General features: G+C 62.7%; 20 protein-coding genes and 1 pseudogene. 9 read left to right on the forward strand and 12 right to left on the reverse strand.

The window, feature by feature from the left end; all coding sequences use genetic code 11:
- The first annotated feature begins 932 nt into the window (after nucleotides 1-932).
- The gene (locus NKJ93_RS29570; protein ID WP_352592674.1) at nucleotides 933-1151 is read left to right on the forward strand and encodes a hypothetical protein; all 219 of its coding nucleotides are present in this window, start codon (nucleotides 933-935) and stop codon (nucleotides 1149-1151) included.
- Nucleotides 1152-1263: 112 nt separating this feature from the next.
- A pseudogene (locus NKJ93_RS29575) lies at nucleotides 1264-1419 on the forward strand (SOS response-associated peptidase); the annotation flags it as partial.
- A 326-nt stretch (nucleotides 1420-1745) separates the two neighbouring features.
- Here NKJ93_RS29575 and NKJ93_RS29580 read toward each other — a convergent pair.
- From NKJ93_RS29580 to NKJ93_RS29620, 9 genes are all read right to left on the reverse strand, one after another.
- The gene (locus NKJ93_RS29580) at nucleotides 1746-1895 is read right to left on the reverse strand and encodes a hypothetical protein (protein WP_023722376.1); all 150 of its coding nucleotides are present in this window, start codon (nucleotides 1893-1895) and stop codon (nucleotides 1746-1748) included.
- A gap of 3 nt (nucleotides 1896-1898) precedes the next feature.
- Nucleotides 1899-2228, reverse strand: a complete 330-nt coding sequence (locus NKJ93_RS29585; RefSeq protein ID WP_352592677.1) for a DUF2934 domain-containing protein — start codon at nucleotides 2226-2228, stop codon at nucleotides 1899-1901.
- Nucleotides 2229-2354: 126 nt separating this feature from the next.
- Nucleotides 2355-2984: a BA14K family protein gene (locus NKJ93_RS29590; protein WP_352592680.1), complete on the reverse strand. Its 630-nt coding sequence runs from the start codon at nucleotides 2982-2984 to the stop codon at nucleotides 2355-2357.
- Between the two features lie 174 nt (nucleotides 2985-3158).
- A complete protein-coding gene (locus NKJ93_RS29595; protein WP_023722373.1) occupies nucleotides 3159-3920 on the reverse strand; it encodes an ABC transporter ATP-binding protein in 762 nt (253 codons plus the stop codon).
- 32 nt (nucleotides 3921-3952) lie between these two features.
- The gene (locus NKJ93_RS29600) at nucleotides 3953-4951 is read right to left on the reverse strand and encodes an ABC transporter substrate-binding protein (RefSeq protein WP_352592682.1); all 999 of its coding nucleotides are present in this window, start codon (nucleotides 4949-4951) and stop codon (nucleotides 3953-3955) included.
- A gap of 54 nt (nucleotides 4952-5005) precedes the next feature.
- Nucleotides 5006-5854, reverse strand: a complete 849-nt coding sequence (locus NKJ93_RS29605) for an ABC transporter permease (protein ID WP_352494426.1) — start codon at nucleotides 5852-5854, stop codon at nucleotides 5006-5008.
- A gap of 40 nt (nucleotides 5855-5894) precedes the next feature.
- Nucleotides 5895-7259: an LLM class flavin-dependent oxidoreductase gene (locus tag NKJ93_RS29610; protein WP_352592685.1), complete on the reverse strand. Its 1365-nt coding sequence runs from the start codon at nucleotides 7257-7259 to the stop codon at nucleotides 5895-5897.
- A 52-nt stretch (nucleotides 7260-7311) separates the two neighbouring features.
- The gene (gene msuE / locus NKJ93_RS29615; protein WP_023722369.1) at nucleotides 7312-7869 is read right to left on the reverse strand and encodes an FMN reductase; all 558 of its coding nucleotides are present in this window, start codon (nucleotides 7867-7869) and stop codon (nucleotides 7312-7314) included.
- A gap of 736 nt (nucleotides 7870-8605) precedes the next feature.
- Entirely contained in the window at nucleotides 8606-9898 is a 1293-nt protein-coding gene (locus NKJ93_RS29620) for an Nramp family divalent metal transporter (RefSeq protein WP_023722368.1), read from the reverse strand.
- Nucleotides 9899-10134: 236 nt separating this feature from the next.
- Between NKJ93_RS29620 and NKJ93_RS29625 the strand changes: the two genes are divergently transcribed.
- On the forward strand, nucleotides 10135-10440 hold the full coding sequence (locus tag NKJ93_RS29625; RefSeq protein ID WP_023722367.1) for a hypothetical protein: 306 nt from the start codon (nucleotides 10135-10137) through the stop codon (nucleotides 10438-10440).
- Nucleotides 10441-10908: 468 nt separating this feature from the next.
- Nucleotides 10909-13020, forward strand: a complete 2112-nt coding sequence (locus tag NKJ93_RS29630; protein ID WP_352592687.1) for an alpha/beta fold hydrolase — start codon at nucleotides 10909-10911, stop codon at nucleotides 13018-13020.
- A gap of 120 nt (nucleotides 13021-13140) precedes the next feature.
- Here NKJ93_RS29630 and NKJ93_RS29635 read toward each other — a convergent pair whose 3' ends face one another.
- Entirely contained in the window at nucleotides 13141-13995 is an 855-nt protein-coding gene (locus NKJ93_RS29635; protein ID WP_031195088.1) for an aldo/keto reductase, read from the reverse strand.
- Between the two features lie 229 nt (nucleotides 13996-14224).
- On the opposite strand from NKJ93_RS29635, the gene NKJ93_RS29640 reads away from it, so the two are divergent.
- The 4 genes from NKJ93_RS29640 to NKJ93_RS29655 all read left to right on the forward strand — a co-directional run bounded on the left by NKJ93_RS29640 (nucleotide 14225) and on the right by NKJ93_RS29655 (nucleotide 16604).
- The gene (locus NKJ93_RS29640; RefSeq protein ID WP_352592689.1) at nucleotides 14225-14860 is read left to right on the forward strand and encodes an ankyrin repeat domain-containing protein; all 636 of its coding nucleotides are present in this window, start codon (nucleotides 14225-14227) and stop codon (nucleotides 14858-14860) included.
- A gap of 147 nt (nucleotides 14861-15007) precedes the next feature.
- Entirely contained in the window at nucleotides 15008-15397 is a 390-nt protein-coding gene (locus NKJ93_RS29645; RefSeq protein WP_023722360.1) for an ArsR/SmtB family transcription factor, read from the forward strand.
- The gene (locus NKJ93_RS29650) at nucleotides 15394-15927 is read left to right on the forward strand and encodes an SRPBCC family protein (protein ID WP_352592691.1); all 534 of its coding nucleotides are present in this window, start codon (nucleotides 15394-15396) and stop codon (nucleotides 15925-15927) included. The genes NKJ93_RS29645 and NKJ93_RS29650 overlap by 4 nt, the downstream gene beginning before the upstream one ends.
- Before the next feature lie 101 nt (nucleotides 15928-16028).
- Complete coding sequence (locus NKJ93_RS29655) at nucleotides 16029-16604, forward strand: dihydrofolate reductase family protein (RefSeq protein ID WP_292662105.1); 576 nt, start codon at nucleotides 16029-16031, stop codon at nucleotides 16602-16604.
- Nucleotides 16605-16612: 8 nt separating this feature from the next.
- On the opposite strand, the gene NKJ93_RS29660 is transcribed toward NKJ93_RS29655, so the two are convergent.
- Together NKJ93_RS29660 and NKJ93_RS29665 are read right to left on the reverse strand one after the other, a co-directional pair.
- Nucleotides 16613-17413: a class I SAM-dependent methyltransferase gene (locus NKJ93_RS29660; protein WP_023722357.1), complete on the reverse strand. Its 801-nt coding sequence runs from the start codon at nucleotides 17411-17413 to the stop codon at nucleotides 16613-16615.
- Nucleotides 17414-17579: 166 nt separating this feature from the next.
- Nucleotides 17580-18518: a DUF930 domain-containing protein gene (locus NKJ93_RS29665; RefSeq protein WP_352549414.1), complete on the reverse strand. Its 939-nt coding sequence runs from the start codon at nucleotides 18516-18518 to the stop codon at nucleotides 17580-17582.
- A gap of 247 nt (nucleotides 18519-18765) precedes the next feature.
- Here NKJ93_RS29665 and NKJ93_RS29670 point away from each other — a divergent pair, with 247 nt between their 5' ends.
- Entirely contained in the window at nucleotides 18766-20199 is a 1434-nt protein-coding gene (locus NKJ93_RS29670; RefSeq protein ID WP_352592695.1) for a coiled-coil domain-containing protein, read from the forward strand.
- Nucleotides 20200-20254 lie beyond the last annotated feature (55 nt).

The raw sequence follows: 20254 nt of genomic DNA on the forward strand, positions 1-20254 counted from the left end.
TGAGAGCATTGGCCGCCTGAGCACCGCCGTGTGTCCGCCCCTCCGCAAAACAGGGGGGGTGTGGGGCGGACACGCCGACGTCACAGCTACTGCCACGCCATTTTTGCAGAACTTGACGCACACAACTGGCGCAGTTGTTCCCGGCGCCGGCCGTACACGAGACCATTGCGCAGGCAGGTCAGACTTAGGTCCTATAAACGGGCATCGCTGGCTGGAGTGAACATCGGGTCTGCTCGGTGGTAGCGAAACTTCGGCCGGAGGTCGACGCAGCCATTGGGTTCCGGGGCATGGCTCGGCGCTGATCATAGGCGGCGATCGATCCCCGCACGCCTGATGGAGGGGCGCTTGCATTCCTGCGGAATGCCCATCCACCGGCGCCAAGTGAAGTTCTCCAAGCGGTACGGGCTCAGCGGTCGTCAAGCTGTTGCTAATATGCAGCACAGGCAGCGCTCTATGAACAGCGTCGCTTGGAACCGCTACCTCCGACCAACCGTTAGTGTCACAATGACGAACCAAAAAGTGAGGCTGACGATGGACCCGCTGCAAAACAACACGTTGGAGATCTGGTGTCTTGCGGCTGTTCCGCTGTCACTGCTCCTTACGGTGTTATTAGCCGGATTTATTCTTTAGCTGACCCAACGAGGCCGGCTTTGCGGACCGGGCCAGGAAGATGAAAATGACGGCCATTAGGCACGGTAGGGTCGCGGACACCCCGTGGCACCAGGCCGTGGCTGCCTTTTCCAACGTGCCCCCATAATCGGCTCTTTCGAGCGGTCCGGCTCGCGGCGATTGCTCGCGGCGCCGTGGCGAGGGCGAGCATCCGAGCTCGTACGTTTTTTACACAATCTCTGATTGGTGGACTCGCCCGACGCCATCGACGTTAATTTTGCGTTAGCGACAGGAGGGGGAAGATCGCTAACGGGAGGAAGAAAATGAAAGAAAACTACGATCTGACGATCGACTACGACGACGTGCCTTACGACAACAAGCCTTACGATCTAGCCACATTCGCAAGGAAGCACGGGCTCAACATTCGAGCCGCCGAGCTTCTTCTTTTCGCCAAGGGCCCGTCTCGAGCGGCCTGCGATGCCGCGGCGAGGGCTTTTCTGGCGGCAGTCGCCGCACAAGCTATGAGACAATCGACGCGGTAGGTCTCACAAAGCCATTGCTGACACGGCCTGCCGTGTCAGCAACCTAACGGACAGCGCTGGAAATTCCGGGCCGTTTCCAACAAGATGCCTAAGCATCCGGGAACGGCCTGAAATGTGCAATCTTTACAATATCACGACCAGCCAGGAGGCCATTCGCCAGTGGACCCGCGCCTTGCGGGATATCCTCGGCAATCTCGAACCCTCCATCGACATCTATCCCAACCAGCCAGGCCCTGTGGTGCGCAACACGCCGGACGGCGAACGCGAATTCAATTCGCCCGTGACATTTTTGTTCCCGTTTTGTTCAATTTGACCAGAAACTAGTGGAGGCATCGCCCACATTGCAAGCGAACGCTTCGTCACTGAAAGGTTTATGCCGCTTGCGCGAGGTGCATCAGGTACGGTTCTGAACAATTTGCATACCGTGCTAAAATCCGCGGGCGACCGCGATGGGCGTCGTTACCTGCTTCTGGACGCACCATGTTCTCGTAAACTGTCCGGCGCAGAGATGCGTGGCCGCCGTCTTCGCAGGCTCAGGTTCCGTCAGGCATCCGGCGCGGCTGCCTGGCAAGCGACAACACGCCCAACGCCGCCTCAATGCTTCTTGAAATACTGCACCTCACGTTCGTGCTTCTCCGCAGCCTCGCGGCTGTCAAACGTCCCGAGATTGCGGCGCTTGCCGGTCTTTTCGTCCTTCTTGCGCGAATAGAGGCGGTATTTTCCGTCTTTGAGTTTTCTGATCATCTGTCACTCCCCGAGCCGCTGCTTCCCCTTGAGGTTGCGCGCGGCTTGTTCGATCGCCGCCCGGTCGTTGCCCAGCCTGTCGATCAGCTCCTGTGCCTGTTCGCCCGATATGCCGGTGCGCACCGCCAGGGCCTCCACCGTCAAGACGTCGGAACTCGCGAACTCGCGGGTTTCCGGCAGGGCATCGCCTGTCGTCAGCGGCAGGGCTGCCTCCCTGTCGATCTCGGCCTCAGCCCGGTGCCAGTGCCGCTCGGGATCGCCATGGATCCCGCCTTCACGTTCCCAGATCTGGTATGCGCGCTCACGAATCTTGTCTTCCCGGTCGTCGCCCATGTTGATTTCTCCTTTGGGTATCGGATGAACGCCGCGCCAACCCGAACGATCCAAGAAATCTGCGTGATCGTTGGTGGGGTCGCACAAGGCGCCATGCCCTGCGGCCGCCAGCCACGCCCGGCCTGCCTACTCGCACTGCCGACGCGGCCCGCCGGAATACGGCTGATAGCTATTGTCTTCCGGTCGATATGACCGGTAGCGGCTGAAGCAGTATTGGACGTGGTCGGATGAGAGCTCGGCGTCGCCGGTTTCGTCCGGCCGCGGGTAGCCCTCCACTGACGACGTATCGCTCGCCTCGACGTAGCTGCCGTCATCGGCGGCGTCGAGATAGGGCGATATGCAGGGGCGCTGTTGGCCGCTGTAGGATGTGTAGCGGTTGTCGCCTGGCCTGTAGGAGCGGTAGCGGCTGGCGCACCATTCGACATGGGCGGCGGGCAGCGTCTGCTGCTCTTCCACCGCCGGCTTGATGGAGCCGGTGGTGTCGGGTGTCGAAGCTGCGGCGGTGTCGGCGGGTTTCGAGCTGCGATCAACTTCCGAGGTGCGAACGGGAACCGGGCGGGCCGGGAGGCGCTCGAGGCGCTGCGAGGCCGGGTTTACCGGGCGCGGATCCTTGGCCCACAGTTCGGCGACGCTGGAGACCGGGGCGGGCGGCCGCACCGGCTTGGCTATCAATAGCCAGGTGGCGAATGCGAGGCCGCTGGCGAATACGGCGAGCGTCAGGACGAAGCCGCCAAAGATTGCGAACAAAGCTTTCATGCCGCGCTCCTTCGCCTCCCGGTTAAGGAAATGCGGGGGCGGGGAATCCGGTTCCAGGAAAGAGCGCGGGGGGAGAGGATTTCAAAAAAGGAAGACCCCTCTCCGTCTCGGCTTCGCCGAACCACCTCTCCCCGCTTTGCGGGGCGAGGAACCCAAGATCGCGTAGGGGGCCTTTCAGTGCAGGCCGAATTCGCGCAGCAGTTCTTCGCGGTAGCGTACGAAGCGGCTTTCGCTGCGCTCGCGCGGGCGGGGCAGGTCGATGTCGATCAGCCGCGCCGCGCCGCCTTTCTCCTTGGGCAGGATCAGCACCCTGTCGGCCAGGTAGATCGCTTCCTCGAGGTCGTGCGTCACCATCACCATGGTGACGTTCTCCTCGCTCCAAATGCGCGCCAGCTCCTCCTGCATGCCGATCTTGGTCATCGCGTCAAGCGCGCCCAGCGGCTCGTCGAGCAGCAGGATTTCGGGCTGCACGGTCAAGGCGCGGGCGATGCCGACGCGCTGCGCCATGCCGCCCGACAGCTGCCTCGGGAAAGCATCGCCGAATTCGGCGAGGCCGACGAGCGCGATATAGAAGCGCGCCCGTTCCTCGGCCTCGGCCTTCGGCACGCCGCGCACTTCGAGGCCGAAGGCGACATTGCCGAGCACGGTCAGCCAGGGCAGCAGGCGCGGTTCCTGGAAGATCACCGCGCGCTCGGCGCCGACGCCGTGCACCGGCTTGCCGTCGATGGCGACGCCGCCGCTGTCGGCGGCCTCCAGCCCGGCAAGAATGCGCAGCAGCGTGGTCTTGCCAGATCCGCTGGCGCCGACGATGACCAGGCATTCGCCCGAGCGGATGTCGAGGTTGAGGGTCCTCAGCACGGCAAGCGAGCGCCCGCCGATGCTGAACGATTTGGACAGGTCGCGTATGCTGACCTCACCGCCGCTTGTGCTGCTCATCGCGCTCGTCTCCCAGCTGCCGGTTGGCCTTGTCAGTTGGTCTTGGTTTCGCCGGGCCGGTAGAGGATGTCTGTTGCCTTCAGCTTACCCTTTGGCAGGCGACCGTCGCGCTCGAGCACGCTGACCCAGAAGTCGATGTCGCGGTCCGTCGCCTTGGCCCCCTGGCGCAGCCCGAAGCCGGTCCAGTAGCGCGCCAGCTCGCCGTTTTCGCCGCGCTTGTCGAGGATTGTCGCGAGCACCTTGCGCGCTTCGTCGGGGTTCTGCAGCGACCAGTCGGAGGCGCGCGCCGATTGCTCGACGAAATTGCGGGCGGCGTCGGGATGCGCGGCGATGAAGTCGCGCCTGAGCACGACGAAGCCGCCGGCCAGTTCGCCCAGCACGTCGGTGTCGTTGAACACGCCACGCACGCCGCCATTGTCGACCAGCGCGCCGGCAAAGGTCGCCTGCCAGTAGCCGAGCGCCGCGATGTCGACCTGGCGGGAGCGCAAGGTCTGTTCGAGTTGCGGTCCGGGCACGACGACGAGATTGGCGGCATCCGGCGACAGGCCGACGCTGTGCAGCGCCTCGCGCACGGTGTAGTCGAGATGGGCGCCGAGCGTGTTGACGGCGATTGTCTTGCCGGCAATGTCGGCGATCGATTTGATCGGGCTGTCGTCGAGCACGTAGAAGACGCTTCGCACCTTGCTGTTGATGCCGTTGCTCGGATAGATGGCGACGAAGTCGTTGCCGCCGGAAATCGAATTGATCACGGCGGCGGTTGCGGCCGATCCGATATCGACGCTGCCGGAGGCGAGCGCAAACAATGATTCCGGGCCGCCGCCGGAATAGCCGACATTCTCGACCTCGATACCGAGGCCTTTGAAATAGCCGAGCTCGCCGGCCAGTTCATGCGGAGAGATGCTGCCGCGGCTGGCGAGGGAGCGGAACTTGACGGGTGCGGCTTCGGCAAAGGCGAAGCGCGGCAGGCCGGCGGCGAGAAGGCCGGCGGCGAAGGGTGCGCCGGCAAGCAGGGAACGGCGGGTGACTTTCATGGTGGTCTTTCCTGGTTGGCTTGGCTTGGGTCTGGTCGATGGCGAAAGGGGAGGTCAGTCGACGGCATTGTTCCAGCGGCAGAGCCGCCGCTGCAGGCTGACCAGCGCCTGGTTGGCGATCAGGCCGAGGCCGGCGAGGATGACGATTGCCGCAAACATCAGCGGGATCTGGAAGTTGTACTGCGCGTTCATCACCTGAAAGCCGATGCCCTTGTTGGCGCCGATCATTTCGGAGGCGATCAACAGCAGCAGCGCCGTGGTGGCGCTGAGCCTCAGCCCAACGAAGATCGAGGGCACGGCGCCGGGCAGCACGACGCGGCGGAAGACGGTGAGCTGCCTGGCGCCATAGACGCGGGCCATCTCCAGCAGTTTCGGATCGACCTGCTTGACGCCGCCGATGGTGTTGAGCAGCAGCGGGAACAGCGTCGCCCAGAAGATGACGAACACCTTGGAGGCTTCGCCGAGCCCAAGCAGCAGGATGAATACGGGATAGAGCGCCAGCGCCGAGGTCTGGCGGAAGACCTGCAGGATGGGATCGAGCGCGGTCTCGACCGCGCGCACCTGGCCCATGAACAGGCCAAGCGGGATGGCGACCAGCACGGCGGCCGCGAAGGCGAGACCGGCGCGCTGCAGGCTGATGGCGATGTCACCGAGCAGAGTGCCGCCGGCCAACCCCTTCCAAAGTGCCGCGACAATCGTATCGATCGGCGGCAGCACGGCCGTGTTGACCCACCCTGCGCTACTCGACACTTGCCAGATTGCGAGGAAGGCAATGAGGGCGCCGTAGCGCGACAGGAAGCGGATGCCTGCCCGGCCGCCGAGGCGCAGGAAGTCCGTGCCCAGGCTTGTCGTGCCGTCACGCGTGCCGAGGCTGGCGGCCTGTTCGATGTGCTGCAAGGTCATCGTCTTGCCTCTCGCTTCGAGGGTAGTGGGCTTCTCGGGATTATTCGGCGGCCAGCACGGCCGAGCGGGCGGCGGTCCACGGGTTTTCAGGCCGCCTGAGGCCGAGGTTCTCGCGCAGCGTCCTGCCTTCATAGGCGGTGCGGAACAGGCCGCGGCGCTGCAGTTCGGGGATCACCAGCTCGACGAAGTCGTCGAGCCCGCCGGGCAGCCAGGGCGGCAGGATGTTGAAGCCGTCGGCGGCTTCGTTGCCGAACCATTCCTCCAACTGGTCGGCGACCTGCACTGCGCTGCCGATGACGGTGTAATGGCCGCGGGCCGTCGCCACCCATTGGTAGAGCTGGCGGATGGTGAAGTTGTGCTCGTCGGCAATCTGGCGGATCAGCGCCTGGCGGCTCTTCATGCCTTCGGTTTCCTTGCTTGGCGGCAGCGGGCCGTCGAGCGGATAACCCCTGATGTCGAGCGTCTGGCCGGCCAGCCCGTTGAGCAGGGCGACGCCGTCTTCGGGCAGGATGAGATCGTTCAGCTGCTGGTATTTGGCGCGCGCTTCTTCTTCGGTGCGGCCGACGAAGGGTGCTACGCCGGGCATGATCAGCACCTGCTCGGGATCGCGGCCGACGGCCGCCACGCGGGCCTTGATGTCGCGGTAGAATTCCTGCGCCGACGCCAGGTTCTGATGGGCGGTGAAGATGACTTCCGCCGAGTGGGCGGCGAGCTTGCGGCCGTCCTCCGATTGCCCCGCCTGCACCACCACCGGGTGCCCCTGCACAGGGCGCGGCACGTTGAGCGGACCCTTGACGCTGAAATGCGCGCCCTTGTGGTCGATGTCGTGGAGCTTGTCCTTGTCGTAGAAGCGCCCCGATTTCTTATCGCGGATGAAGGCGTCGTCCTCGCAACTGTCCCACAGCGCCTTGACCGTCTCGACATGCTCATGCGCGCGGGCATAGCGCTCGGCGTGGGCAGGCTGAGTGTCGCGATTGAAGTTGCGCGCGGTTTCGTCGCCGGCCGAGGTGACGACGTTCCAGCCGGCGCGGCCATTCGACAGATGATCGAGAGAGGCGAATTTGCGGGCGAGCGTGTAGGGCTCCTCATAGGTGGTCGAGGCGGTGGCGATGAAGCCGAGATGCGTGGTGAGCGGCGCCAGCGCTGCAAACAGCGTCACTGGCTCGAAGCCGGCGATCTTGGCATTGCCGCCTTCGCGGGCGCCGAGCCCGACCGTCAGATTGTCGGCGAGGAAATAAGCGTCGAACAGGCCGCGCTCGGCGGTCAGGGCAAGCTGCTTGTGGAACTCGAAATTGGTGGCGCCGTCGGCTGGCGCCTCGGGATGGCGCCAGGCGGCGATATGCTGTCCGCCGCCAGGCAGGAAAGCGCCCAGTTTGATTTGCCTGGATTTGCTGGATCTGGTCATCGCGGCGTGCTCCTGGATTGGTCGGGGAGGGGATCTCGGGTCAGTGGTGCGTTCAGGCGGCAAGGCCGACGCGATAGGGCACTCCGGTTACCCGGCATGCCTCGGCGACCGCCTGCCGGGCGCGGGCATGGATCGCGTCCGACACCAGCACGCCATTGGCAAAATCCTTGTCGGAGGCGTAGATCGCGGTCGGCACAGTCAGCGCCTCGAAGAAGCCGAACAGCGGCCGCAGCTGGTGCTCGACGATCAGCGAATGGCGTTCGCCCCCGCCGGTCGCGGCGAGGATGACGGGCTTGCCCCTCAGCGATGACGGGTCGAGCAGGTCGAAGAAGTGCTTGAAAAGCCCGGTATAACTGCCTTTGAAAGTGGGCGAGCCGGCCACCAGGATGTCGGCGCCCAGCAGCCGTTCGACGATGTTGCGCGCCGCCGGGTCGAGGTCGCCGAGGCGCCTTGCCTGCGGCAGGGACGCGCCGAGATCCTCGATGTCGAAGACGGCCGAGGCTGCGCCGATGCTTTCGGCGGCCTGCCCGACAATGTGGCTGACGAACGCCTTGGTCTTCGATGGCCGGGTCAAGTTGCCCGACAGCCCCACCACGAGCTTTTTCGACATTCCTGGCTCCCTCTCAAGCGCTCTATTTTAAGATCTTGGGTCTAGCGATCTATTTTAAGTCTAGAGATATTGTAGAATTAAAAGAGCGAGAAAATTTCAAAAGCAGGGCGATGAGCGAACTGAGTTTGCTGCACATCGCCCGCAATTGGTTCATTCAACGCGCCGTACCGCGCTGAAAGATCGCTGCAGCGCCTGCAGCCCGCGATAGCGTAGCGCGTCGGACAGAGCGCATGAACAGCCGGCCGGACATATCAGGCAAGTCGCCCTCGGGCGCTCCGGCGCGACGTCGGGGAACCATGTCCTGATGCCACGATCCTGGATGGCCTAGCGGCCCTCGGAGAGGACGCGGCGCGGGCACAGGCCAAGGTGCTGGCGTGGGGTCCGCGGCATGTGGTGAGTCAGGCCAATTTGATTCAAATCCGGCTGTGGATATTTGCTTTTGGGTAAATCGAGGCGGTCATCTTGCCGGCCGGCGGGCAACAAGGAGAAGCCTATGACAAGCGACTTTGCCGCCGCACACCTCCACCTCGAACGAGCCTGCCATTATTTGAGCGGCGAGGACGAGACGAGCCGCACGGCTCGTGCGGCTCTGGATCTCCTGATCGATGCAATTGTCGCGGCACAATACAAGCGGCCCACGGGCGACGTTGTGGAATTTCCAAGACCGGCAAAGTTGGGACAATCCGCAAGCGGGAACGGGTAATCCAACCGGCGGCATCCCTTTGCTTCCGCCTGATCACATGAACCAGGTTGCCACCAGGCCGATCGTCGCCGAGAAAATAGCGGCGGTCGTTGCCCAACCGAGTATGTTGGTGCTGCGGCTGTTCACCTGGTCGCCCATGATCCTGCGGTTGTTCGTCATCAGCATGATGAGCAGCAGCAAGGGCGGCGTCGAGAAGCCTTGAACGATGCCGGACCAGACCAGCGCCTTCATCGGATTGAAGCCAAGGAAGTTGAGGCCGGCGGCGATCGCGGTAAAAAATCCGATGGCGAGATAAAATTTGGGCGCCTCTCGAGCCCGGGCGTGCAGGCTGTTTTTCCAGCCGATGGCTTGCGCCACATCATAGGCAGCGCCGGTGGTCATGACAGGAACCGCGAGGAAACCGACGCCGATCACGCCTGCGGCGAACAGAACGCTTGCGGCCTGGCCGGCGAGCGGCCGCAGCGCCTCCGCCGCCTGCGCGGCCGTGTCGATATCGTGGTGGCCCGCCTTGTAGAGCGTAGCACCCGTCGACAGGATGATGAAATACATGATGAGATTTGAAAACATCATGCCGATGAGGATGTCCCGGCGAGAGCGACGGAGTTCGCTGTCGGTGGCGCCCTTCCTTTCCCTGAGCGTTGTCCGCCCCTGGGCAATCTCCTCCTCGACCTCCTCATTGGACTGCCACGTGTAGAGATAGGCGGACAGCGTCGTGCCGATGATGGCGACCAGGATCGACAGGAACTCACGGTTGAATTCGATCCTGGGGAGCAGCGTCCCGCGCAGCACCGCCGCGGCGTCCGGCTTGGCCAGAATGGCGGCACCGACATAGGCGAGCAGCGCCAGCGCCAGCCAGCGAAAGATGTTGCGGATCAAAGTATAGGAGCCGAAGACCTGGAGGGCGAAGATGAGGGCGGCGACGAACAGCACGATCAGCGGAATGGGAAGCGGCACGAATATGTTGATCGCCGCGGCCATTCCACCGAGATCCGCCGCTGCCTCGATGGTGTTGCCGACGAGCACACCCAAAAGCACCGACCAGAGCAGCCACCGCGGGTAAAAGTCCTTGATGACGTGGAACAATCCGCGCCCCGATACCTGGCCGAGCTTCGACGACAGGTAGACGACCGCGTACATCATCGGCAACGTCACCGGAGCCGTCCAAAGCAGGTCGGGTCCGAAACGGGCGCCGGCGCTGGCATAGGTGCCTATCGCGGAACAATCGTCGTCGGCCGCCCCTGTTATCAGGCCGAGGCCGAGCGCGCGGCCTATGCCGCCTTTACCCTCCTCCGGTGGGGTGGAACGATCGGAACCGGCCTGCCTCATTGCGATCGGACCGGGTTGGGAACGAAGGGCGCGGCCTGCCATGCAACAATGCTAACGATCGGTCGGCGCGCTGGTCTCATTTTGCTTCCTTCAACAACTTGCCCAAACCCGGCGCGCCATGACTTGTTCCTCGACGACGGGGCAGGGATTTTGCCTCAGGCAAAAAAGTTCGGGTTGACCGCTTCCGAACGCGAAGCGACTATCCGCGCGAGGCGAAGATCGCAGGAGGAAGTGCAATGGACGAGCCCGATCAGTGGCGCCACATGTCGAGCGCGCCAAGGGACGGCAGCAGAATCCTTGTCACGGTTCGGCCTTCCGAACAGGGGCCGGCCGAGGTCGACATGGCTTACTGGGCCCGCGCCGATCAGTTCGGCAGCGAAGGCTGGCGCGCTTCCGATTCGTCTCCAGGACGCATCGTCGAATATGCCGAACCCGAACTGAAGTGCTGGATGCCGCTGCCGTCGGCCAATCTCAGCAAAGGCTCAATGCCGAGCCCGTGGGAAGGCGAAGATGTGCCGCTGGTGGATGGCTCGGGGATATGAAAGGGCCGAATGCCCAGGACCTCCAAGAGCCGATATCCACGGCCACCCGCATTCGCCAAAAGTGCGCGCAAGCTGACCGCGGCGGTCCGGAAATCGAACCCCTGGATCATTGACGCCCGGCGGGCCCGCTGGTTCTCAAGATAGCGCGCGAGCGCAATGTCGTGGCGCAGTGGCCCGCCGCGCGGCTGCGGGTCCTGCCTTGAATCATCATGCCAGATGGGCCATTCCGTCGGGGGTAGCACAGCGTCCTCCTGAGATACCAGTCTCCCGACACTTGTCTTCCCTGCGTCGTGAGAAACGCGGTGGAGCCAGCGTGAAGGATTCGTGAAAAACACCAGGCCGGGCGAAATGACGGTTGAAATAGAGGCAAGTACAGGAAAGGATCGCAAAGAAGCTGTGGCTGTGGCGGATCCGATGGCGCACCCTCATCTCTGTCTGTTAGGCGGCTTTGACTTTGCCGGAGGAGCGGTGGCCCCGGTTTTCAGCCGCAAGGCTCGCGCCATGCTGGCTTATCTCGCCCTGCAATCCGGACACTCCCAATCGCGCGAGAAGCTCGCCGCGCTTTTGTGGGGCGGCAACAGCCAAACCCAGGCCCGAATGAACCTTCGACAGGCCCTATCCGCCATAAGGAAAGGAATGGGCGCATCCGATGGCGAAAGGTTTCTGAGCGACGGCGACAGCATTACGCTCAATCTCGACGATCTTGATTTCGACGTCGCGCGGTTCGAGTCGCTGGCCGCCGGCTCCGACCCGGAGCAACTCGAGCAGGCGCTCGTCGTCTATCGTGGCGACCTCCTGGACGGGTTCGGCCTGAAGGAGGAGCCGTTCGAAGATTGGCTCAGAGTGGAGCGCGAGCGATTGAGGGCAATCGCAACCATCGTGCTGGAGAAGCTCGTCGCGCACTATTCGGCAACGAATGATCTTCCATCATGCCTGCGGGCGGCGGTGCGCCTGCTGGCTTTGGAGCCCTTACGGGAGGATATCCACCGAGCCCTGATGCGGACCTATGCCGCCCAGGGCCGCTTTAACCTCGCGCTGAAACAGTATGAGCGCTGCCGTGATGTGCTGCAACTGCAGCTCCGCTTGCAGCCCGAGCCGGAGACCCGGCAACTCTATGATGACCTGCGGACGCGCCGCGTGACGCCGCAAGCCGCTACCCGGATAGCCGCCTCGGTGTCGCCTTCCCAGACACCGCCAACGTCGGCAGCCCGAACAGGTGAGCGGCCGGCGTCCCGGGCCGAGCCGATGCGCCCCGCGACCCACTATGTCAAATCGGCCGGAATCAACATCGCCTATCAGGTAACCGGCGACGGGCCGGTCGACCTGATCTATGTGCCTGGGTGGGTCTCCAATCTCGACCTTGCCTGGTCATCGCCGCGGCTGGCGCATATGCTCCAGCGTCTCGGTTCCTTTGCCCGCCTGATCCGTATGGACAAGCGAGGCACCGGACTGTCCGATCGCAATGTTGGTTTGCCAACGCTGGAAGAGCGGATGGAAGACATGCGAGCGGTGTTGGATGCGGTCGGATCAAAGCGAACGGTTCTGTTCGGCAGCTCCGAAGGGGGGCCTATGTGCATGCTTTTCGCGGCGACCTATCCCGAACGAACAGCGGCTGTCGTGCTCAACGGAACCTATGCCAGCGGCCGATGGTCGCCGGATTATCCATGGGCAAGGACAAGCGAGCAGGTAGAAGAAGATCTGACCGCCGTCGAGAGACAGTGGGGGGAGCCGGCGGACATGAGCAACGCCGCGCCCAGCCTGATGAACGACAGTTTCGAGAGAGAATGGTTCGCCGCCTATCTTAGGAATTCAGCCTCGCCTGCCGACGCGGTCGCGCTCTGGCGCTGGGGCACTGAAATCGATGTTCGCGCCCTTCTCCCAACCGTTCACGTCCCGACACTGATCGTGCAGACGGCGGGCGACCGCTGGGTAAAACCGGAAGAGGGGCGCTACCTGGCAACGCATATCGAAGGCGCCAGATACATTGAGCTTGCCGGCCGTGATCACGTAATCTGGGGGGAGAATTCCGATCGTTTGGTCGACGAGATCCAGGCTTTTGTCACCGGCTCGCTGCCGGCAACGTCGAGCGAGCGCGTGCTTGTGACGGTGCTGCACATGGAAATCGTCGGGTTGCCGCCGGCTCCCGTCAACGCTAGCGACCGGGCGCGGCGCGATCTGATGCAGCGACACGACGACGAGATACGCAACGAATTGCATCTTGCTAACGGTCAGGAAATCAGCCGCACCGGAAACGGGTTTCTCGCGGTATTTCTGCGACCAACGCGGGCGATCCAATGTGCAATCGCGGTCCGTCGTCGAATGAAGAGGTTAGACCTTCAGGTTCGCGCGGCAGTCCATATTGGCGAATGCGAAAGGCGCGGAGACGACTTCACCGGTGTTGCAATTCAACTGGCATCACATCTGCTCGACGTTGCCGGACCGGGCGAGATCATCGCGTCGCGCACGGTTCGTGATCTCGTGGCCGGTTCCGGCCTGGCTTTTGAAGAGCATGGCGAGATGGAGCTTGCAGGTGTTCCCGGCAGCCTGCAGCTTTTTTCCGTCAGTGAACCGGCTGCCTGAGGTCCCGCTGGGTTGGGATATGAGCCGGAGAGTTCAATAGGCCGGCGGGACAGCGCCCCCCTCTGTCCTGCCGGACATCTCCCCCACAAGGGGGGAGATCGGCAGCTTCACTGTCGGCCCTCAGAACAGGAATGCGGCCGTAGCGGGGTTCGGGCCGGAGCGGCCGTCGGGCGAATCCATGCCCCGAATGAGCTCGAGGTCCTTCGCTTCCAGCTCGAAATCGAAGACATCGAAATTGGCGGCGATGCGGTCCTGGTGGATCGACTTTGGAATAACGATCAGCCCTTCCTGAAGATGCCACCTGACGATCGTCTGCGCCAGCGACTTGCCGTGTTTCCTGGCAATGCTTTCAAGCGTCGGATCGTTCAACAGCCGGCCGCTGCCCAGCGGGCTCCAGCTTTCGATGCGGATGTTGTGCCTGTCATGAAATTCGCGTTTGTCACGCTGCTGGAAGCGGGGGTGGAGCTCGATCTGGTTGACGGTCGGCGTGACACCGGTCTCGCCGATGATCCGTTCGAGATGGTCCTGGTTGAAGTTCGAAACGCCGATCGACTTGATCCGGCCTGATTGCCTGAGTTCGACCAGCGTCTTCCAGGCTTCGACATATCTGTCCTGGCTGGGCACCGGCCAGTGGATCAGGAACAGGTCGATCTGCTCGATGCCGAGCTTGCTCATCGTCTCGTCGAAGGCGCGCAAGGCGGCGTCGCGCTGATGCGCGCCGTTGCGCAGTTTCGAGGTGATGAACAACTCGCTTCTCGGCACGCCGGCCGAGCGGATTGCCTGCCCGACACCTTCCTCGTTCTGATAGCCTTCGGCGGTGTCGATCAGTCTGTAGCCGGCCTCGATTCCCCAGCGCACTACCTTGGCGGTGATGGCTGGATCGACCTGCCACACGCCGAGGCCGATTTGCGGAATGGCGGAGCCGTCGTTCAATCTGATCTGTTCAGGTCTATTCAGGGTAATCTGTTCAGGCATGTTCAGGTCCTTCTGCATCGTTCCGCCCGGCGCAGGCTCTATCTAGTCCGGATGGCCGGCAAAGCCAGTCGATATCAGGAGAATGTGAGGAGACGGACGTGAAGCGCTGATCTCGATGTCCGTTCGGGCCGACAGCGTTCCAGCTTTTGACCCATTGGACTCGAGTACAGGAGCCGCCACTATTGCCGATAATGTGGTATTCTGCCGACTATCCGAGGAGGCGACTGCGTTGACCAACAGCTTGGAAGCCGAAGGGGCAAGAGACTGGTCTCACCTGCTGATCGCGGCAGAAAAAGGCGATGCGGAGGCGGTTCGATCGGAATTGGCGGCTGGCGCCGATATCAATCAGTCGGACGACGGCGGCTGGTCTGCACTTCACCTTTCAGCCCTCAATGACCGCACAGCTGTGGTGGAGGCGCTGATCGAAGACCCGGAAATCGACGTGAATTCCAGAAACAAGTGGAAGAGCACGCCCTTGAGTCTTGCGTCGGCCAAGGGACATTACGCGTGTATCTCAGTCCTCGTGAGACACCCCCAAATAGAGATCAACGCGCGAGCTGACTACTACGGCAGAACGGCTCTTATCGAGGCGGCGAAGAACGGGCATCTGGAAGTCGTCAAGTTGCTCGTGCAGAATGGCGCGGAAGTAAATCTGACCGACAAGACGGGGAGAAACAACGCGCTCATCGAGGCGATCAAAGGGCGGCACTACGAGATCGCGGAATACCTGCTGGATTCTGGGAAGGTGAGCTCTATCAACAAGGAGATGAGGCTGAACGCCCTGATCTGGGCTGGCAGCTGCCACAACCCTCAGCTTATCGAAAAGCTGGAAACCGCGATCCACACTTTCTTCGACGGCAAGTAAGAGCCTGCGCTCCACTGCTCCCGAGCGCGCGTCCGCATCCCCTGTCACCTCGACGTCCTCGGTGAGCGCAAACGGCCCGCAGCGCTTCACATAAATTATTCAACCAAACGGTTGACTATCTCAAAGCGCGCGTCTATATTCAACTAAATGGTTGAATTAGAGACACACCAGATGGACGCGGTCTTTCACGCCCTTGGCGACGCCACCCGCCGGCACATGCTTCGCGATCTCGCCGATGGCGAGAAAACGGTAAGCCAGCTGGCGGAACCCTTCGTGATGTCGCTCGCGGCCGCCTCCAAGCACATCAAGGCGCTGGAGAACGCAGGGCTTATTCATCGAGAGGTGAGGGGCCGCACGCATTTGTGCCGACTAGCCCCTGGACCCCTAGCCAGCGCACATCAGTGGCTCGGCTTCTACGAGCGCTTCTGGACCGGTCGTCTCGATGTTCTCGAACGCCTTCTTCGCGAAGAGGACGCACGCAAAGCCCAGGATGAGCCCAGGAAATCGCCCAATCCGAAAGAAGGAGACGAGCAATGAACCAGATGAGAACCATCGGCGCCTATGGCGAGCTGACCGAGCCCGCCACGTTCACCATCCAGCGCCTTTTGCCCGGCCCCATCGAGCGCGTCTGGGCCTATCTCACCGAGAGTGACTTGCGACGGCAATGGATGGCCGCAGGCCAAATGGAAATGAAGGCCGGCAGCTCGTTCGAGTTCGTCTGGCGCAACGACGAGCTGACCGACCCGCCTGGCCAGCGCCCCGCGGGTTTCCCCGAAGAGCATCGGATGGAGGGCCGGATCACCGAACTCGATCCGCCGCGCAAGCTTTCGATCACCTGGGGAAACACCGGCGGCGTCTCCTTCTTGCTGGAGGCGAAGGGTAGCGATGTGCTGCTCACCGTCGTCCATCGGCGGCTGCCGGAACGTGCAATCCAGCTCAACATCACTGCCGGCTGGCACATACACCTCGACCTGCTGGCCGCCCGTCTGGCGGGCAAGACACCGACCTCGTTCTGGGACGGCTGGAGCCGCCTGCGGGAAGAATACGACCGCCGCTTGCCGGCCTGATGTAACTCGCGGCGGCCATCCCTGAGGTCGCCGCCAGCCATACGAAGCAACGATGAACCGATGAAACGTGCTTGCATCCCGCAAGCCTGATGGAGGAAGTCATGCGTAAATTGATCACTGGAATGAAAATTTCCGTGGACGGCAAGATGGAGGGACCCGAGGGATACGCCGATTGGGTCGATGCGTGGTCCGAGGAATACGGCCTGACGCCGCAAATCGATGCCTGCCTCCTTGGCAGCGTCATGTATGCTGGCTACGAGCGCTACTGGAGCGCCATCCAGAACGAGCCCGACAAGCCGCTGCCGATGACCGGCAAATTGCCGAAGCCGGCCGAGCTCGAATGGGCCCGCTTCGCCGCCCAGACGCCGCATTATGTGCTGTCGAACACAATGACTTCGGCGGCCTGGCCAAAGACGCGCTTCGTGCGGAATTTCGAGGATATCGCTGCGCTGAAACAGCAGCCCGGCAAGGACATCTACCTTATGGGCGGCGCCCGAATTACCGCGAGCCTTATCGATGCCGGGCTGGTGGATGAACTCAGGCTGATCGTCTATCCGCTGCTCGCCGGTGAAGGAAAGGCGCTGTTTGGAACGGCGAAGAATCGTCGTGGGCTCGAACTGCGCAAGGTTGAGCAGTTGTCGGACGGCCGCGTCGGGTTGGTCTACGGGATCGGCTAGCGCCAACGTCAGGCAACGACACCGCGGCAGGCCCAGGCGACATTGGCAAAGGACCTCGGGCCGTCGGGCCGGCCGGCCTCATAGGCGTCGCGCATGGCGGCGTCGGTGCGCGCCCGCTCTTCTGGATCGAGCGTGGCCACATACTTGCCGAGCGGCCCTTCGCCGGCGGCAATCGGCGCCCAGTAGTCGTCGAAGTTTTGGTAGTCCATGCGGATCATCAGCTGCGTTTCCGTAACGTCCCGGAGACCCTGTTCGACAAAGGTCCGTTGCATTTCGCCCGGCTGCATCATCGGCTGGGTGCAATAGCGGGCGCGCAGCTGGCGGCCGCCTTCGCTGAGCACTGCCACCGTGTCGATCATCATGCGCATTCCGGGCATGCCGCCGAGATGGTCCCATACGGTCGCCGCGACCACGCCGCCCGGCCGCACGACGCGGCGCATCTCAGCGACTGCCTTGCCGGTTTCGGGCACGAAATGGAGCACGAGCAGCGCCAGGGCGCGGTCAAACGCGCCGTCCTCAAAGGGCAGGGCGCAGGCATCCGCCTGGCGGATTTTTATCCGCGGGTCGGTGTTGCGCCGGATTGCCTCCTCGACGAAAACGGCCGAAAAATCGATCGCGGCGACCTCACGGAGTTCAGCGGCCTTGACGAGCGCGAAGGTCAGGCTGCCTGTGCCACAACCGACGTCGAGGATCTTTTCGCCGTCCTTAAGGCCCGCGAAGTCGATGAACAGCGGCGCGAGCTTTTGGCTCCAGCGACCCATGAGCTGCTCATAGCCGGCAGCATGGTGAACATTGAAACTTGAAGTCATCGAACCCTCCCTTAGCATAAGCTAAACCTCGACACAGCGATTGCCAAGGCGGGCGAGCATTCGTCCCACCGTGAGGCGGCTGCTGGCGAAAGCCACCTTACGGATGCCGGGGCGCGAAGACTTCGCCGGCATCGTAGATTTGATGCGGCCGGCGAGCCGACCTCGATCAGTCTGGGCCACCCATTTGGCGGGCAGTCCGCGGCGCTGGCACTGGATCTCCAACACGGAAGGCGAACGACACGACTTTCGTCGCATCCGGATCGACCTCGCAACGAAAGCTCAGAGCGTACCACTGCCCGCCGGCGCGGAACTCGGTCCTGGAGACTTGCATGATATTGCCGGCCTTCAACCTGAAGGGACGCAAGACGTCAGGAAAGTAGGGGGGCGAAGCATGGCGCAACTGTTCGCGCACTTCCCAGAAGCAGAGCTGACCGATCCGATCGGGGCGCGGCACATTTCTCATGGCGGTTGTCGCGATTGGATCACCGGTTGCTGTTTGCGAGAACAATCTTTTCGCTTCTTCAAGCTTCAGCGGCTTTTGCACCTTGGCCGCTCGCTTGGGCTTAGGCGGCGCGGATGCGCCAGGCGGCGGAGCCGGGTCTTTGCCGTCTACCGCAGTCACGGCAGGTGGCTGCGCAAGATCCTGTTTATTGGGATCTTGCGGCGCCGTCGGTTGTTCCGAACCATCCTCCGCACTGTTGCCGTCCAGAGACTTGCGAGGACCAGCGTCCTTCTCGCCGAATTGGAAGACAGGCCTCTGAGGGCCGGCTTCCGGATGCGCCGGCGTCTCGATCTTTGCTTCCGGCGGCTTTTCGGGCTTGGGCGGTTTCGCAGGAGGCGGAGGTTTGGCTTTCTCCGATGGTTTGGGCGGCGGCACCAGATCCACCCCGATGGCCTGATCCTTCTGCGGCTGCGGGGGCGACACCGGCAGCGCGGACAACAGAAGCGCCGCGGCGAGCAAATGCAGGACCGCGGAGGCAGGCAAGGCCCACCTGAACACCTGGCGCTGATCCCGTATCTCGTCCGTCATCGTGACCGGTGTGTGGAATGAAATATTGGCGGCATCAAGCACCGATGCCGCCAGACGTCGAAATAACCGGTTCATGTCGAGCTTCGACGGTTTTGCGGCGGCCGAGCAGATGCCGCCCAACGCGTTCGTTGGAACTGTCGCCGTCGCTACGAATCGCGCCATCGGCGACTGCCGCGAGGCGCGTCATTCAAATACACGAGGACAGTGGCCGAGCCTGTCCCTAGCGTGGCGTCGGCCAGAGCGCACGGTCAGGGGTGAACCCGTATTCGGGGGAGGCGAATGTTCGCTCCTTAACGGCGCTGCACGAGAGGGATATTCAGTCATGAATTTCAAAGGTTTGATCAAGCGTGCCGAGACTGTGGAGAGGGCGTTCAAGGAGCTCGAAACCGATTTGGCGGATGCGTTTAGCGAATGTCTCAACGTGGACGATCAGTCGCCGTTGAACGACGTCACTGTCCCGGATGAGACTGTGTCGGATGGGAATCTCGCGGCAATGGATGACAGCTCGCAACTTGAGGCCAATGCGGATGCCTTCGAGACCGCGCGACGGCTGACGCCCCACACGCAAACCCGGCTCGCTGCCTTAAGTGCGGTCGATGGGCTCTTTCACGACGCGCAGGAGTATCTTGGGGAGATCCATGCGAAACTGTCGGAGATCGCGACCTCGCATCATCTGACAGGCGAATTCCTGAAACTCCTCCACGGCGACATTCTTCGCGCCAACGAATTGGAGCTGGCAAATACCAGCTTGACCGCGCAACAAAGAGCACTATCCGAACAGCTCCACGATGCAACCAGAAAGCAGCGCGAGCGCGACAGCGCTATCGAGGCGCTGCAGCAGCATGAGGCGAGCCTGGTCGAGGACAAGGAAGCACTTCGCGGCGCGCTGGCTGCAGCAAGGCTGGAGCTCGTCGTGGCAGGCAATGCGAGCGCAAAACGCGAGGCCGAGTTCGGCGACCTTGTCAAAACGCTCTCGGCCAGAGCGGTCGAGGCCAACAGACGCTCGCGCGAGAACGAGATGCTGCGGGAGAAACATGTTAGCCTGTCGATCGACCTCGACAAGGCGCTGAAACGGGAGGCCGAGGCCCGGCACAGGCTGGACGAACTCTCGACTGTCCACGCCAATGACGCCGCACAGGTTTCGGAACTGCTGGTCGCGCTTGGCAAGAGCGAGAAAGAGGAAATGCGGCTGCAGAAATCGCTCGACATGGCGCAGGCCAAGCTGTCGGAAATGACGGAAGCGGCCCGCATCAGGGACGGGGACAGGGAAGCCGAACTTGCACGCGGTGTCGCGGAGATGACCGGCTTGCGTTCTGAGATCGAGGATCTCCGATCGCGACTGGAAGCCGCCTCGAACCACAACAGCGAAGCCGTCAGCGAGATCGCCAGGCTCAAGGCTCAAGCGAGCGACGCGGTGGCCGAAAAGCAAATCGCCGAGGAAAAATTGTCTGCTCTCATGAAGGAGAGCGAAAGCGACAAGATGAACCTTTCCGCGGTCAGCGCGAATTTTTCGCAGCTTTCCCTGCAGCAGGCATCCGAACAGATACAGTTCGACGTCCAGCGGCAGGAATGCGAGGATCTGCGTGCCGAAGTCGCGTCGCTTCAAGCCCGGGTCAAGGAACTGTTGCCCTATGAGCGGCTCCACAAGGTCACCAACGCCAGACCGCGTGAAGACGGCGTGGTCGAGATCACCGCTGCGGTGGCGGAGAAGGCCCGCGCCAGCAGGCGGCGCCTTCGCCTGCGCGCGGCATCCTAGCTCAGGCGCGGCTGTCTGAATTTCGACTGGTGCGAAACCGACATCCGTCAATGGA

Source organism: Mesorhizobium sp. M0028 (assembly GCF_040323855.1).
Taxonomy (GTDB): Bacteria; Pseudomonadota; Alphaproteobacteria; order Rhizobiales; family Rhizobiaceae; genus Mesorhizobium.

Coding starts and splice junctions, on each gene's coding strand:
- NKJ93_RS29570 (WP_352592674.1), top strand. CDS start 933: ATGAAAGAAAACTACGATCTGACGATCGACTACGACGACGTGCCTTAC.
- NKJ93_RS29580 (WP_023722376.1), bottom strand. CDS start 1,895: ATGATCAGAAAACTCAAAGACGGAAAATACCGCCTCTATTCGCGCAAG.
- NKJ93_RS29585 (WP_352592677.1), bottom strand. CDS start 2,228: ATGGGCGACGACCGGGAAGACAAGATTCGTGAGCGCGCATACCAGATC.
- NKJ93_RS29590 (WP_352592680.1), bottom strand. CDS start 2,984: ATGAAAGCTTTGTTCGCAATCTTTGGCGGCTTCGTCCTGACGCTCGCC.
- NKJ93_RS29595 (WP_023722373.1), bottom strand. CDS start 3,920: ATGAGCAGCACAAGCGGCGGTGAGGTCAGCATACGCGACCTGTCCAAA.
- NKJ93_RS29600 (WP_352592682.1), bottom strand. CDS start 4,951: ATGAAAGTCACCCGCCGTTCCCTGCTTGCCGGCGCACCCTTCGCCGCC.
- NKJ93_RS29605 (WP_352494426.1), bottom strand. CDS start 5,854: ATGACCTTGCAGCACATCGAACAGGCCGCCAGCCTCGGCACGCGTGAC.
- NKJ93_RS29610 (WP_352592685.1), bottom strand. CDS start 7,259: ATGACCAGATCCAGCAAATCCAGGCAAATCAAACTGGGCGCTTTCCTG.
- msuE (WP_023722369.1), bottom strand. CDS start 7,869: ATGTCGAAAAAGCTCGTGGTGGGGCTGTCGGGCAACTTGACCCGGCCA.
- NKJ93_RS29620 (WP_023722368.1), bottom strand. CDS start 9,898: ATGAGGCAGGCCGGTTCCGATCGTTCCACCCCACCGGAGGAGGGTAAA.
- NKJ93_RS29625 (WP_023722367.1), top strand. CDS start 10,135: ATGGACGAGCCCGATCAGTGGCGCCACATGTCGAGCGCGCCAAGGGAC.
- NKJ93_RS29635 (WP_031195088.1), bottom strand. CDS start 13,995: ATGCCTGAACAGATTACCCTGAATAGACCTGAACAGATCAGATTGAAC.
- NKJ93_RS29645 (WP_023722360.1), top strand. CDS start 15,008: ATGGTTGAATTAGAGACACACCAGATGGACGCGGTCTTTCACGCCCTT.
- NKJ93_RS29650 (WP_352592691.1), top strand. CDS start 15,394: ATGAACCAGATGAGAACCATCGGCGCCTATGGCGAGCTGACCGAGCCC.
- NKJ93_RS29655 (WP_292662105.1), top strand. CDS start 16,029: ATGCGTAAATTGATCACTGGAATGAAAATTTCCGTGGACGGCAAGATG.
- NKJ93_RS29660 (WP_023722357.1), bottom strand. CDS start 17,413: ATGACTTCAAGTTTCAATGTTCACCATGCTGCCGGCTATGAGCAGCTC.
- NKJ93_RS29665 (WP_352549414.1), bottom strand. CDS start 18,518: ATGAACCGGTTATTTCGACGTCTGGCGGCATCGGTGCTTGATGCCGCC.
- NKJ93_RS29670 (WP_352592695.1), top strand. CDS start 18,766: ATGAATTTCAAAGGTTTGATCAAGCGTGCCGAGACTGTGGAGAGGGCG.